We start from the raw sequence: 13,386 nt of genomic DNA, 5'->3' as shown, positions 1-13,386 counted from the left end.
CCCGTGCTGACACCAATGTGCCCGGTCCCGGGGGAAGTTGCAGCCCCCAGGGCCGGGTTCAGAGCTGGATTTGAGGTTTCCGGGCGGCGCCGACGCCTGGGCGCGACAGGACAGTTGTCAGCGGCGGCGCCACCCGGAAGATCAGAGGTCGGCTCCGGACAGCCGCTCCACGCCCCGCAGCAGGGCCGAGTGGTCCAGGCCCCCGTCACCCTGCGCACGCAGGGACGCGACGAGCTGGGCGACCACCGCGCCGACGGGCAGCGCGGCGCCGACCGTACGGGCCGCGTCCGTCACGATGCCCATGTCCTTGTGGTGGAGGTCGATACGGAAGCCCGGCGTGAAGTCCCGGTTCAGGAAGTTGTCCTTCTTGCGGGTCAGCACGGTGGAGCCGGCGAGACCGCCGCCCAGCACCTCCAGCGCCGCCCTCAGGTCCACGCCCGACTTCTCCAGGAAGACCACGGCCTCGGCGCACGCCTGGATGTTGACGGCGACGATCAGCTGGTTCGCCGCCTTCACCGTCTGGCCCGAGCCGTGCGGACCACAGAGCACGACGGTCCTGCCCAGGGCCTCGAAAAGAGGCCTCGCGCTGTCGAAGTCGGCCTGTTCGCCGCCGACCATGATGGACAGCACGGCCTCGACCGCGCCGGCCTCGCCGCCCGAGACGGGCGCGTCCAGGACCCGCACGCCCTTCCGGGCCGCCGCCTGCGCCAGGTCCACCGACGTCCGCGGGGTGATCGACGACATGTCGACGAGCAGGGCGCCGGGCCGCACGTTCGCCAGGATGCCCTCCGGGCCGTACGCGATGGCCTCGACCTGCGGTGACGCGGGCACCATCGTGATCACCACGTCGGCGTCACGCACGGCCTCGGCGATCGACGCCGCCGCCGTGCCGCCGGCGGCGGTGAGACGGTCGAGCTTGTCCTGTTCCAGGGTGAAGCCGGTGACGTCGTAACCCGCCTTGATCAGGTTCTCGGACATGGGGGAGCCCATGATGCCGAGGCCTATCCAGGCGACCTTGGGGAGATCACTCATTTCGGGGGCGCCTCTCTGCTGCTCGGTGATGTCAGGGGGTGCGGCGTGCCACGTGCGGCAGCCAGCCGAACGCCTCGGCGCTCGGCCGGTCGCCCGGCTTGTACTCCAGGCCCACCCAGCCCTCGTAACCGGCCTTGCGCAGCTGGTCGAGATGGTCCGCGAGGGGGAGCGTGCCGGTGCCGGGAGCACCCCGGCCGGGGTTGTCGGCGATCTGGACATGGCCCGTCTTCGCGGCGAACCGGTCGATCACCGAGGGGAGGTCCTCACCGTTCATGGACAGGTGGTAGAGGTCCATCAGGAAACGGGCGTTGCCGAGCCCGGTCGCCTCGTTGACCCTGTCGACGACCTCCACGGCGGCCGGGGCACTCACCAGCGGGTACCGGGGGGACTCCGGCCTGTTGAGCGCCTCGACGAGGAGGATCGCACCGATCCGGTTCGCCGCCCGGGCCGCGAGCACCAGGTTCTCCAGCGCCAGCGCGTCCTGCGCGGCCGGGTCCACGCCGTCGATCCGGTTGCCGTACAGCGCGTTGAGCGCGCCGCAGCCGAGCGACTCGGCCAGATCCGCGGCGACCTCGATGTTGGCGCGGAACCGCTCGGACTCCTCGCCCGGCACCGACAGGGCGCCCCGGTCCGGGCCCGGCAGCTGTCCGGCGTAGAAGTTCAGGCCGGTGAGCCGGACGCCGGCGTCCTCGATCGCGAACCGCAGGGAGTCCAGCTCGGACCGGGCCGGGGTCGGGGAGTCGAGCCATGGCCACCACAGCTCGACCGCGGTGAAGCCGGCGGCCCGGGCCGCCGCCGGACGCTCCAGGAGCGGGAGCTCCGTGAAGAGGATCGACAGGTTGACGTTGAAGCGCTGCTCTGTGAATCCCATGGCCGTCGGCGCCTCCGTTGATTCCGTGTGTCGAATTCCGTATCGTGGAAATGACTTTCTATCTAGTGGAAGATTGCCGCCGAACGTCGAGGCTTGTCAAGGGGCTCTCCCGAGTGGCGGGGTGGTAAGCGGGCGGTTACACAGGGTTCAACGTTCATATGAGCGGGGCGCACGTTTCCCGTGTGCCGGTGCACTGAAGTTGAGAGGCGAACATGGCCGTCGAGCCGTTCCCCGCCCGCCCGGGGAATCCCGGACCGGGCGAAATCCGTCCCGTGACCCGTATACGCACGGACGACCTGGTGCGAACCCTGGTCGTCGCCAGGCCGCTGGACGACGTCGTCCAGCTCGTCACCCTCCTGGAGCAGTCGCCCGACGGTCTACCGACCGCGGCGACCGTCCTGCGGGTGGCGGCCGTCGCGCGCTCCGTGGAGGACGTCTCGCGCCTCGTGGAACTGCTGGGTCCGCCGGAACACGGCGTCGACCGGATGGACGAGGCGATCCGGACAGCCGCCGAGCAGCGGCCGGTCGCCGAGGTCGGCCGTCTGGTCGCGCTCCTGCACGCGGCCCCGTACGCCGCTCACGCGGAGGCCCAGGCGGTGCACGCCGCCGCCACCAGCAGGCCCGTCGAGGACCTCGTGCAGCTGATCGGGCGCATCGGCGACGCCCAGGACGACGACGCGGAACCCGCCACTGCCCCGCGCACCCTGCCGCACACCGCACCGCGCGCCGAGGAGCCGACGGTTGTCGCGGCTGCCCGGCGCGGCGACGTCCCTTGGCTCCGCCGCGCAGTCGCCGTCCTCGTCATGCTCTGCGGCGCGGCCCACTTCCCCCTCGACTGGGTCGACGCGCCGAGGCACGGACTGACCGCCTCGCTCGGTGTCTCCGCGCTCTGCCTGCTGGCCGGCGCGGCGCTGTGGTTCGGCCGGTCGCCGGTCGTGGCCGGCGCGGCCGTCCTCGTCTCGGGAGCCCTGGCCGCCGCGCATCTGCTGGGCGCGCACCTCGACTCGGAGACCCTCGCCTACGTACGGCAGGCGGGCGGAGCCGCTTCCCCGCTGCCCGCTCTGGCGGCCTGTGTCGCCACGCTCGCCGCGCTGACGGCACTGGCCGTGTCCCTCGCTCGCAGATGGCGCGTCACCGGTGCGCGGGACAGCGCCCCCGACCCTGTCCTGAAGGTGAACTCCCTGCGCCTGTAAGTCAGTTCAGGATGAGGGGTGTCCGCCGCCGCGTGTGGGTGCACATCCCCGCTGATTTCGCGGAGGAGTCCGTTAGGGTCGTGTCCGAGTGGCCGGGACACGACCTGACGGAAGAATGTGCACAGTGCGACTGCGAGTGGAGTTCACGACCGAGCCCTTCGATCTCGACGAGGCGCCCGCACACGCGCTGGTCGCCCGTGAGGTCATCGAGGCGGCCGAACTGGACGCGGTGGACGTCGGCCCGTTCGGCAACACCGCCGAGGGGCGCGCCGACGCCGTACTGACCGCCCTGGACGCGCTGCTGCGCAGGACCCTGGAGGCGGGCGCCACCCGGATCTCGCTCCAGGTCAACGTGATCGACGGCGAGGGTGGCCGGTGACCGGCGCCGGGGACGGGTCCGCCGACGCGGCCTTCGTCGCGGCCGTGAAACCGCTGGTGGACGCCATGGGGGGCGAGCTGCTCGCGCCCGGCCGGGCCGGGCCGGACGACGTCGTGCTCGCCTGGGAGGGCGCCGACGTGATCGCCGTACGCCTGCCCCAGCTCGCCGACTCGCTCGATCACATCCTGGCCGCGCTGGAACGAGGCCACGGCAAGCCGCTGGCCGAACTGGACCGCAAGGCCAAGCAGGAGATCGTACGGATACTGGAGGCGCGCGGCGCCTTCTCCGTGCGGCACGGTGTCGAGACCGTCGCGGGCGCCCTCGGGGTCAGCCGGTTCACGGTCTACAACTACCTGAACCGCGAGAAACAGGCCTGACGAGCCCGGTGCGAAGGGCGCCGTCATCCCTGATTTTCAACAAAGTGTTGACGTCTCGTCGCCGGAAGGCGTTAGCTGTGCGCAGCCGGCCCGTCGTGCCTCACCGCACGCACCCCCCGGCACACCCAGCACGCACAAGGCCACGGAGGCTCGCCGTGACGTCGAGTACGACCCCTGGCGGTCTCGCCCGGTTCAACGCCCTGGAGGAGTCCGCGGCCCGCGCCGCCCTCCACGAGGCCTGTGCCTCGACGGCCTGGGGACGCCATCTGCTCGCGAAGCGGCCGTACGCCACCGCCGAGGACCTGTACACCGCGAGCGACACCGCGACGGCCGAACTGACCGCCGACGACCTCGCCGAGGCGATGGCCGGGCACCCGCCCATCGGCCGCCCCAGGCCCGGTGACCCGACCTCCGCCCGCGAACAGCGCGGTATGGCCGGCGCCTCGGAGGAGCTGAAGGCGGAGATGCTCGAACTGAACCTCGCCTACCAGGAGCGCTTCGGCCATGTCTTCCTGATCTGCGCGACCGGCCGGACCGGCGAGCAGATGCGCGACGCGGCGCGGGAACGGCTCGGGAACACGCCGGAGCGGGAGCGGGAGATCGTCCGCGTCGAACTGGGGAAGATCAACCGCATCCGGCTGGGCAGTCTCGTAGAGGAAGAGCGGTAACAGACATGAGCACCGACGCCGTCGATCCACCTACCCCTGTCGCCTCCGTGTCCACGCACATCCTGGACACCAGCGTCGGCCGCCCCGCCGCCGACGTCGCCGTCCGGCTCGCCGCGCGTGGCGGGCGCGACGCGGCGTGGCGGGCGCTCGGCGGCAGCGCGACCGACGCCGACGGACGGTGCAAGGACCTGCCGGCGCTGCCGGAGGGCACCACCCACGTACGGCTCGACTTCGAGGTCGAGCCGTACCTGGAGAAGAAACAGGCCGATGCGCAGCAGGACGCCCCCGCGAATCGGGACAGCGGTGCGGCGGGAGCGTTCTTCCCGGAGGTGGCGATCACGTTCGCCGTCGTGCCGGGCGAGCACTACCACGTACCGCTGCTGCTCAACCCGTTCGGCTACTCCGTATACCGAGGGAGTTAGCAGCACCATGACCGATTCAGCAGCCAAGGCCCGCCCCGTGTTCCTCGGGCAGAACCAGTACGGCAAGGCCGAGAACCGCGTCGTGCGCGTCACCCGCGACGGCGCCACCCACCACGTCAAGGACCTCAACGTCTCCGTGTCGCTCTCCGGCGACATGGACGAGGTCCACCTCTCCGGCTCGAACGCGAACGTCCTGCCGACGGACACCACCAAGAACACGGTGTACGCCTTCGCCAAGGAGTACGGCATCGACTCCGCCGAGCAGTTCGGCATCCATCTGGCCCGGCACTTCGTGACCAGCCAGGAGCCGATCGAGAAGGCGCGCATCCGGATCGAGGAGTACTCCTGGGAGCGGATCGGGACGCCGGGCGAGGGCGAGCACTCCTTCGCCCGGCAGGGCCAGGAGACCCGGCTGACCCAGATCACCTACGACGGCTCGTCGTGGGAGGTCGTCTCCGGGCTCAAGGACCTGGTCGTGATGAACACGACCGACTCCGAGTTCTGGGGCTACGTCAAGGACAGGTACACGACGCTCCCCGAGGCGTACGACCGCATCCTGGCGACCCAGGTGTCCGCGCGCTGGCGCTTCAACTGGTCCGACGAGGAACGGGAGATGCCCGACTGGGAGGAGTCCTACGCGAGCACCCGCGGGCATCTGCTCTCGGCCTTCGCGGAGACCTACTCGCTCTCGCTCCAGCAGACCCTGTTCCAGATGGGCGCGCGGATCATCGAGCACCGCGAGGAGATCGACGAGGTGCGTTTCGCCCTTCCCAACAAGCACCACTTCCTGGTGGACCTGAAGCCGTTCGGGCTGACGAACGACACCGCCGACGGAGCTGTCTACCTCGCCGCCGACCGGCCGTACGGCCTGATCGAGGGCACGATCCTGCGTGACGGCGCCGAGCCGCGCATCCCCGCCGACCTCACCAACCTGTAAGGACGTCTGAGCGATGGTTCAGCGCATCGTCATCGAGAACTGCGCGGTCGCGACCGTGGACGCCACCGACACCGAGTACGCCTCCGGCCATGTGGTGATCGCCGGCAACCGCATCGAGTCGGTCGGCCCGGGCAAGGCCCCCGAGGGCCTCGCGGACGTGGTCCGGCGCATCGACGCGAGCGGGCATCTCGTCACCCCCGGCCTGGTCAACACCCACCACCACTACTACCAGTGGATCACCCGCGGACTGGCCACCGACCACAACCTCTTCAACTGGCTGGTGGCGCTGTACCCGACCTGGGCGCGCATCGACGAGCCGATGGTCCGCGCGGCGGCGCGGGGCTCGCTCGCCATGATGGCCCGCGGCGGGGTCACCACCGCCATGGACCACCACTACGTCTTCCCGAAGGACTCCGGCGACCTGTCCGGCGCGATCATCGGCGCCGCCCGCGAGATGGGCGTCCGGTTCACCCTCGCGCGCGGCTCGATGGACCGCAGCGAGAAGGACGGCGGCCTGCCCCCGGACTTCGCCGTCGAGACCCTGGAGGGCGCGCTCGCCGCCACCGAGGCCACCGTCGACGAGCACCACGACCCCTCCTTCGACGCCATGACCCAGGTCGCGGTCGCCCCCTGCTCACCGTTCTCCGTCTCGACCGAACTGCTGCGCGAGGGCGCGGAGTTGGCGCGACGCAAGGGCGTACGGCTCCACACCCACGGCTCGGAGACGGTCGAGGAGGAGCAGTTCTGCAAGGAACTGTTCGGCATGGGACCGACCGACTACTTCGAGTCCACGGGCTGGCTCGGCGAGGACGTGTGGATGGCGCACTGCGTCCACATGAACGACTCGGACATCGCCGCCTTCGCCCGTACGAAGACGGGTGTGGCCCACTGTCCGTCCTCCAACGCCCGGCTGGCGGCGGGCATCGCGCGCGTCCCCGACATGCTCGCGGCCGGCGTCCCGGTCGGCCTCGGCGTCGACGGCACCGCGTCCAACGAGTCCGGCGAACTCCACACCGAACTGCGCAACGCCCTCCTCATCAACCGCCTCGGGGCGCACCGGGAGGCGGCTCTGAACGCCCGTCAGGCCCTGCGCCTCGGTACGTACGGGGGTGCTCAAGTCCTGGGCCGGGCACGGGAGACGGGGTCCCTGGAGCCGGGCAAGCTCGCCGACCTGGTGCTGTGGAACCTGGACACCCTGGCCCACGCGTCGATCGCGGACCCGGTCACCGCCCTCGTCTTCGGTGCGGCGGCCCCGGTCACGGCGTCGTTCGTGAACGGCGAACAGATCGTCGAGAACGGGCGGTTGCTGCACGTCGACGAGGACGAGATCGCCCGCTCGACGCGCGCCGAGGCCCGGCGGCTGGCGGCCATCGCGGCGGGCGCCTGAGGTGCCGGGCGCGTCCTGAACGGGCCGCCCGCCCAGACCTCCGGCCGAGGGGGACGGCCCTCGGCCGGAGTCCAACCGTCGCACCACCGGTCGGCCGATGCCAGGAAGCCGCGGTGAGTACCGCTCAGAGACCGAACAGCCGCGGCTCGGACGCCAGCGCGCGGAAGTACTTCTTCGGGTCGGCGACCAGCTTGCGTGCCCTGAGGTCCATCAGCCCGCCGACCGCCGTGACCTCCGCCGCGATCGTGCCGTCGGCCTTGCGGATCGTCTGCCGGATACGGAAGGTCCTGCCCTCACCCCAGACGAAGTCACAGGTCACCTCCACCTCGTCGCCCGCCAGCAGCTCCCGCTGAAAGCGGATGGTGGTCTCCAGGGCCACCGGTCCCACACCTTTGCCCATCAGCTCCGCCTGGCTGATCCCGGCCGCGTGGAGTAACGACCAGCGGGCGTGTTCCGCGTAGTTGAGGTACACGCTCTGGTTGACGTGACCCTGCATGTCGGTCTCGTACCCGCGCACGGTCACCGGGACGGAAAACGGTTCGGCCACGACTTCCCCTTCAGGGTGCTCTACGGCTCTGCGGCTAGGTTCTACAGCTCGGCTTCACGACGAGGGCGCAAGCGTACTGAGCGGTCGCTCGCCGCCGTCAACCGCCTTGGCGTATCCGGCCGTTACTTCCGGCGGGGTGACGCCAGCAGATAGCGCGCGCCCGTGCGCGGTTCGGTGTGCTCGCCGACCTGCCAGCCCGTCTGCTCCAGGGTGGCCGCGCAGGCCCGCAGCGCGTCACCGTCGCTCTCGCGCACGGCGACGGCCTCCGGCTGCGGAGTCGCCCGCACGCGGTAGCCGCCACCGGCCGGGCCGCCGTCCTCGGGGTGGTGGCCCGCCGCCTCCAGTGCCAGCGCGGCGGCCTGCACCAGATGCGTACGCTCCCAGCCGCACGGACGGTCCGTGGCGCCGTCCGTGTTGGTCATCCGGCGCAGCTCCAGCAGCCCCTGCCAGGCACTGTGCACCTCACGGGTCCGGGCGGGCCCGGCGGCCGGTATCTCCTCCTCGCCGCCCACCCGGGCGGCGAACACCCCCGGGGCCCCGGAAGCGGGGACGGCCTCGGCCGGGGCCGGCGTGTCGGTGTGCCGGGCCTCCTCGCGTACGCGATGGCCGGACGGTGTCAGGAAGTGGGCGTGCGGTGGCCGCGGGTGCCGGAAGGCGAGCCCTCGACTCACCAGCGCGGCGAGCTGGAACTCCGTACCCCGCAGCCGTCCGGTGACGGGGTCGGCGGCGTCGATGACGCGTCGCTGGGCGGGGGTCGGTGGACGGGGCATGGCGCACTCCTCCCTGGTCGTCGGCCGATGAGGTCGAACGGTCGTCGACCCTTTCGAAGACTACGACCCGGGTCTGACATCGCGAGCCCAGCGCTCCAGCTCGGCGAACTCGCGCTCCCCGAGACCCCGGCGCGGGTCGACCCGCAGCAGAAGCGCCGGCCCGGCGTGGTGTTCGGCCACATGGCGGACGTCGAGGTCGGTGATCAGGTCGTCGACCCAGACGAAAGGGCGACCGTCGGCCCACTCCACCACGCGCCGTGTCTTCCAGTACAGGCCGTCGGGGTCCTCGGCGAACAGGTTGGTGAACTCGATCACCGGGAGGGCCGTCGGCAGGCCGATCACCGGGCCGATCATCTCGTTCGCCTCGTGCATCCAGGTCGTGGCCCACGCCAGGTCGTACGGCAGGGCGAGCAGCCGGGCACCGTGTCCCGGATGCAGCCGTATCCGCAGGCCCCGCCGGAGCCGGCGCGAGCCCGGCTTCTGCCGTGCGGACCAGTTGGCGGGGTGCATCCGGCGGGTCACGTATCCCCGGTGGCGCAGCAGCCGGGCGCGGAACGGGTTGAGGGGGCCGTCGACATCGAGGAGGAGCAGCGGTCGGTCCGTCATGGGGAAGGGCTACCCAGGGCGGACGCCGGTCGACCGCCCCGGTCGGCGTTACTGCCGATAGCCGCTCAGGAACCGCCCGATCCGGCTGATCGCCACGTCAAGGTCGTCCGCGTACGGGAGCGTGAGGATGCGGAAGTGGTCGGGGGAGGGCCAGTTGAAGCCGGTCCCCTGCACGACCTGGATCTTCTCCTGGAGAAGCAGGTCCAGGACGAACCTCTCGTCGTCGTGGATCTTGTGCACGGCCGGGTCGAGACGCGGGAACGCGTACAGCGCGCCCTTCGGCTTGACGCACGAGACGCCCGGGATCTCGTTGAGGCGTTCCCACGCGCGGTCTCGCTGTTCGCGCAACCTGCCGCCGGGGGCGGTGAGTTCGTGGATGGACTGCCGGCCGCCGAGCGCGGCCTGGATGGCGTACTGCGCGGGCGCGTTGGGGCACAGGCGCATCGAGGCCAGCATGGTGAGGCCTTCGAGGTAGCTGCGGGCGTGCTGTTTCGGGCCGGTCACCACGAGCCAGCCCGAGCGGAAGCCGGCCACGCGGTACGTCTTCGACAGGCCGCAGAAGGTGAGGACGACCAGGTCGGGGGCGAGTGCGGCGGCCGAGTGGTGCACCTCGTCGTCGTACAGGATCTGGTCGTAGATCTCGTCGGCGAAGACCATCAGGCCGTGGCGGCGGGCCAGGTCGAGGATGCCCTCGATGATCTCCTTCGGGTAGACCGCGCCGGTGGGGTTGTTCGGGTTGATGATGACCACCGCCTTGGTGCGGTCGGTGATCTTCGCGGCCATGTCGTCCAGGTCCGGGTACCAGTCGGCCTGTTCGTCGCAGAGGTAGTGGACCGCCTTGCCGCCGGCGAGGGTCGTGACCGCCGTCCAGAGGGGGAAGTCGGGGGCGGGGATGAGGACTTCGTCGCCGTCCTCGACGAGGGCCTGGACGGCCATCGAGACCAGTTCCGAGACGCCGTTGCCGAGGAAGACGTCGTCGACGTCGACCTCCAGACCGCGTTCCTGGTAGCGCTGGGCGACGGCCCGGCGGGCGGAGAGGATGCCGCGCGAGTCGGTGTAGCCGTGGGCCTGGGGCAGCATGCGGATCATGTCCTGGAGGATCTCCGGCGGTGCCTCGAAGCCGAAGAGCGCGGGGTTGCCGGTGTTGAGGCGAAGGACGCTGTGGCCCGCCTCCTCCAGTGCGTTGGCGTGCTCGATCACCGGTCCGCGGATCTCGTAGCAGACCTCACTGAGCTTGCTCGACTGCCGGAACTCCATGCGCTTACGCCCCTCCGGTTCGTGTGTTGCTTGGTTTTACCAAGTTTCAGCTTGGAAAGTCCAACAACATGTCTAGACTGCGTCGCATGTCACCTCGCCGAAGCTACGACCAGCACTGTTCCGTCGCTCGCGCCCTCGATGTCGTCGGCGACCGCTGGACTCTCCTGATCGTCCGGGAGCTGCTGGCCGGTCCGCGCCGCTACACCGACCTGCACACGGACCTGCCGGGCGTCAGCACGGACGTACTGGCCTCGCGGCTCAAGGACATGGAGCGGGACGGCCTCACCACCCGACGCAGGCTGCCCCCGCCGGGGGCCGCATTCGTGTACGAACTCACCCGCCGGGGAAGCCAGTTGCTGCCCGTGTTGCAGGCGCTGGGGGAGTGGGGCGGGCCCGAGCTGGGCGAGCGGCGCGCCACGGACGCCGTACGGGCCCACTGGTTCGCGCTGCCCCTGCTGCGCGGGCTGGACGCGGTGGACGGGGTGAACGGCGGAGGGCTCGTCGAAGTCCGGCTGGAGGAGGGCGAGTTCCATCTGCACGTGGGTGCCCGGGATGTTCCGGTGTACGGGGCCGGCCCCGCGCCTGAGGAGCCCGACGCCCGCCTGTCGATGGACACCGGCACCTGTGCGGCGGTCGGCCGGGGAGACCTGAGCGTGCTGGGCGCCGTACGGGACGGACGTATCGAGGTGACCGGCGACGGGACGCTCGCCAAGGCCCTGCGCGAGGCCTGAGGCACGGCATGCCCGCCGCGACCGTGCGCGGCGGGCATGTCGACGTACCGTCAGCTGCGGGTCAGGCGCCCGGCGGAACCTGCCTCGGTCGGCCCGAGCCGCGCGTCAGGGCGTAGCCGCCGACGCCCGCCAGAGCGGCCAGCGCACCGCCGATCGCCGTCCAGACCCAGCGGTCGGACCACCAGCCGGACGACCAGCCGTCGTCGGGCTCGATGCTGGACAGCACGGCGGACGCCGCCGAACTGTCCTCCTTCTCCTCGGACTTGACCGCGATGCCGGGAACCAGCGGCTCGGCCAGCGAGCCGTCCACGGCCGCCGCACCGCCGATGTCCTTGGAATCCACCCGCACTTCGGCGCCGACCGGGAGGCCGAGGTCCGAAGTCGGAAGGTTCACGGCCGTCAGCCGGACGTAGTACGTGCCCGGCAGCGGGTCGTTGGCCCACTGCTCCGACCAGGCGCGGACCGTGCGCAGGACGCACGCCAGCTCCACCGACGCCGTGCCCGAGGCGGCGGTGCGCGTCTGGGCGCCGTACTGGCAGGCCTGGCGGCGCCGCAGTCCGTCGTACACGTCGAGCTGCCAGGTCTCCGAGGCGTGCGTGTCCGGCAGCTTCACCGTCGCTTTGACAGTGGGGCGTTGACCGGAGTCCGCGGGGAACGACCAGTACAGGTAGTCGCCCGCGGAACCGTTCGCGGTGGCCTGCTGCCCCTGGTCGATCTCCGTCGCCGTACGGAACGACGTGCCCGCCGAGGTGGGGGCCGAACTGCCGTCAGAGGGGCTCGGGGAGGGCGAGGCGTCGGCGACGGCCGGCGTCGCGGCCAGCCCGAGCAGCAGCACGGCCGAGCCCAACACGCGTACAGCGCGCAGCAGTTGTCTTCCCGGAACTCGCATCACTCGCACAACTCGCACAACTCGCATCAGTTGGTCCTCCATACCGCGACCCGCCAACGCGAGATCCAGCCCCACAGAACACCCGTGAGGAAACCGAACAGGACGAGCGCGCCCAGCAGCCACCAGCCGCGGCCGAGACCGAAGGAGGCCACGTCGCTCGCCTGGCTCGGACCGTCGACGACGTCCACGGTCAGTTCGAGCGGCAGCCCGGGTGCGGACTTCACACCACCGGCCGCCGAGAAGGAGTTGGTGACCTGGAGACACACGGTCTCGGCCGCCGGCTTGTCCGCGTCGTCGTCGGTATCCGCCTTCGCATAACGCAGGCCGGTCGAGATGACGTCGGTACGACCGGTGCCGTTGCCCTCGCCGCGGACGATCTCACGGCCGTGCGTGGTCACCGCCCGCAGCAGCACCCCGTAGTCCGGGTTGACGGCACGGTCCGCCGAGACGCTCACCGAGGCGCGCAGTTCCTTCCCCGGGTAGACCTCCACGCGGTACCAGCGCTGCTGGCCGAACTCCTCGCGGTCCGTGTAGAGACCGGACTTCACCGCCGGAGCGTCTCCGCAGCCCGCCGCGCCCTCGACGGCCACCGGCGTCACCACCGGGTCGGCGGCGCGGACGACCAACTGGTTGACCTTGTCGGTGAGTTCCTCGGTGTGCTCCACCGACGTGTACGTCCCGCCGGTCGCCTCCGCGATACAGCTGAGCTGCTGCCGCATCTTGGTGTTCGGGACCAGACCGAGGGTGTCGATGGTGAGACCGATGCCCTTGGCCGCGATCTCCCGGGCCACCTCGCACGGGTCGAGCGGCGCGCAGGTGTCCTCGCCGTCGCTGATGAGCACGATGCGCTTGGTGCCCTCACCGCCGTTCAGGTCGTCGGCGGCCTTCAGCAGCGAGGGGCCGATCGGCGTCCAGCCGGTGGGTGTGAGCGTCGCGACCGCGGCCTTGGCCTCCGTGCGGTCGAGCGGGCCCACCGGGTAGAGCTGCGCGGTGTCCTTGCAGCCCTCCTTGCGGTCGTCGCCCGGGTAGTTGGCGCCCAGCGTGCGGATGCCGAGCTGGACCTCCTCGGGTGTCGCGTCCAGTACCTCGTTGAACGCCTGCTTCGCCGCGGCCATCCGCGACTGGCCGTCGATGTCGCGCGCCCGCATCGAACCGCTGACATCGAGAAGGAGATTGACCTTGGGTGCGAGTGCGGTGGTTTCGTCGGCGACGGCTTCGGCCGGGACCGCGATCCCGGCCGCCAGGGCGGTGAGCAGGGCGCAGGCGCCCGCCGCCAGCCGTTGTCTTGTGATCATCGACGGATCCTATTGACCCCGGGCG

General features: G+C 71.0%; 16 protein-coding genes. 8 read left to right on the top strand and 8 right to left on the bottom strand.

The features are described 5' to 3' along the window. Positions 1 to 141: 141 nt before the first annotated feature. Together PV734_RS08395 and PV734_RS08390 are read right to left on the bottom strand one after the other, a co-directional pair. Positions 142 to 1,032, bottom strand: a complete 891-nt coding sequence (locus PV734_RS08395) for a 2-hydroxy-3-oxopropionate reductase (RefSeq protein ID WP_319289121.1) — start codon at positions 1,030 to 1,032, stop codon at positions 142 to 144. Positions 1,033 to 1,063: 31 nt separating this feature from the next. Next, positions 1,064 to 1,903, bottom strand: a complete 840-nt coding sequence (locus tag PV734_RS08390) for a TIM barrel protein (RefSeq protein WP_319289120.1) — start codon at positions 1,901 to 1,903, stop codon at positions 1,064 to 1,066. A 272-nt stretch (positions 1,904 to 2,175) separates the two neighbouring features. Here PV734_RS08390 and PV734_RS08385 point away from each other — a divergent pair, with 272 nt between their 5' ends. The 7 genes from PV734_RS08385 to PV734_RS08355 all read left to right on the top strand — a co-directional run bounded on the left by PV734_RS08385 (position 2,176) and on the right by PV734_RS08355 (position 7,266). Then, on the top strand, positions 2,176 to 3,096 hold the full coding sequence (locus PV734_RS08385; RefSeq protein WP_319289119.1) for a hypothetical protein: 921 nt from the start codon (positions 2,176 to 2,178) through the stop codon (positions 3,094 to 3,096). A gap of 124 nt (positions 3,097 to 3,220) precedes the next feature. Continuing rightward, on the top strand, positions 3,221 to 3,475 hold the full coding sequence (locus tag PV734_RS08380; protein WP_164415567.1) for a hypothetical protein: 255 nt from the start codon (positions 3,221 to 3,223) through the stop codon (positions 3,473 to 3,475). A gap of 65 nt (positions 3,476 to 3,540) precedes the next feature. Then, positions 3,541 to 3,852, top strand: coding sequence for a helix-turn-helix domain-containing protein (locus tag PV734_RS08375; RefSeq protein WP_319097415.1), 312 nt, complete (start codon positions 3,541 to 3,543; stop codon positions 3,850 to 3,852). Positions 3,853 to 4,007: 155 nt separating this feature from the next. Beyond that, the gene (uraD, locus tag PV734_RS08370) at positions 4,008 to 4,520 is read left to right on the top strand and encodes a 2-oxo-4-hydroxy-4-carboxy-5-ureidoimidazoline decarboxylase (RefSeq protein WP_319097325.1); all 513 of its coding nucleotides are present in this window, start codon (positions 4,008 to 4,010) and stop codon (positions 4,518 to 4,520) included. Positions 4,521 to 4,525: 5 nt separating this feature from the next. Continuing rightward, positions 4,526 to 4,942 (top strand): hydroxyisourate hydrolase, encoded by a 417-nt coding sequence (gene uraH, locus PV734_RS08365; protein ID WP_319097324.1) that lies wholly within the window; start codon positions 4,526 to 4,528, stop codon positions 4,940 to 4,942. A gap of 7 nt (positions 4,943 to 4,949) precedes the next feature. Then, the gene (gene pucL, locus PV734_RS08360) at positions 4,950 to 5,879 is read left to right on the top strand and encodes a factor-independent urate hydroxylase (RefSeq protein ID WP_319097323.1); all 930 of its coding nucleotides are present in this window, start codon (positions 4,950 to 4,952) and stop codon (positions 5,877 to 5,879) included. 13 nt (positions 5,880 to 5,892) lie between these two features. Next, the gene (locus tag PV734_RS08355) at positions 5,893 to 7,266 is read left to right on the top strand and encodes an 8-oxoguanine deaminase (protein WP_319289118.1); all 1,374 of its coding nucleotides are present in this window, start codon (positions 5,893 to 5,895) and stop codon (positions 7,264 to 7,266) included. Positions 7,267 to 7,390: 124 nt separating this feature from the next. Here PV734_RS08355 and PV734_RS08350 read toward each other — a convergent pair whose 3' ends face one another. The 4 genes from PV734_RS08350 to PV734_RS08335 all read right to left on the bottom strand — a co-directional run bounded on the left by PV734_RS08350 (position 7,391) and on the right by PV734_RS08335 (position 10,446). After that, positions 7,391 to 7,813, bottom strand: a complete 423-nt coding sequence (locus PV734_RS08350; protein WP_319289116.1) for an acyl-CoA thioesterase — start codon at positions 7,811 to 7,813, stop codon at positions 7,391 to 7,393. A 122-nt stretch (positions 7,814 to 7,935) separates the two neighbouring features. Beyond that, entirely contained in the window at positions 7,936 to 8,583 is a 648-nt protein-coding gene (locus PV734_RS08345; RefSeq protein WP_319097320.1) for a hypothetical protein, read from the bottom strand. A 60-nt stretch (positions 8,584 to 8,643) separates the two neighbouring features. Further along, entirely contained in the window at positions 8,644 to 9,189 is a 546-nt protein-coding gene (locus PV734_RS08340) for an HAD domain-containing protein (protein WP_319097318.1), read from the bottom strand. Between the two features lie 48 nt (positions 9,190 to 9,237). Beyond that, positions 9,238 to 10,446, bottom strand: coding sequence for a pyridoxal phosphate-dependent aminotransferase (locus tag PV734_RS08335; RefSeq protein ID WP_319097316.1), 1,209 nt, complete (start codon positions 10,444 to 10,446; stop codon positions 9,238 to 9,240). 86 nt (positions 10,447 to 10,532) lie between these two features. Between PV734_RS08335 and PV734_RS08330 the strand changes: the two genes are divergently transcribed. Beyond that, positions 10,533 to 11,177 carry a helix-turn-helix domain-containing protein gene (locus PV734_RS08330; RefSeq protein WP_319289115.1) on the top strand — a complete coding sequence of 215 codons (645 nt, stop codon included), beginning with the start codon at positions 10,533 to 10,535 and terminating at the stop codon, positions 11,175 to 11,177. A 61-nt stretch (positions 11,178 to 11,238) separates the two neighbouring features. Here the strand turns inward: PV734_RS08330 and PV734_RS08325 are convergent, their stop codons facing one another. Together PV734_RS08325 and PV734_RS08320 are read right to left on the bottom strand one after the other, a co-directional pair. Further along, positions 11,239 to 12,066 carry a hypothetical protein gene (locus tag PV734_RS08325; RefSeq protein WP_319289114.1) on the bottom strand — a complete coding sequence of 276 codons (828 nt, stop codon included), beginning with the start codon at positions 12,064 to 12,066 and terminating at the stop codon, positions 11,239 to 11,241. A gap of 26 nt (positions 12,067 to 12,092) precedes the next feature. Continuing rightward, the gene (locus PV734_RS08320) at positions 12,093 to 13,361 is read right to left on the bottom strand and encodes a VWA domain-containing protein (RefSeq protein ID WP_319097311.1); all 1,269 of its coding nucleotides are present in this window, start codon (positions 13,359 to 13,361) and stop codon (positions 12,093 to 12,095) included. Positions 13,362 to 13,386 lie beyond the last annotated feature (25 nt).

The sequence above is a fragment of the Streptomyces sp. AK08-02 genome (assembly GCF_033795085.1).
GTDB classification, from domain to species: Bacteria; Actinomycetota; Actinomycetes; order Streptomycetales; family Streptomycetaceae; genus Streptomyces; species Streptomyces echiniscabiei.
The sequence above is the reverse complement of the archived record's forward strand: the minus strand, read 5'-3'. Positions and strand labels throughout refer to the sequence as shown.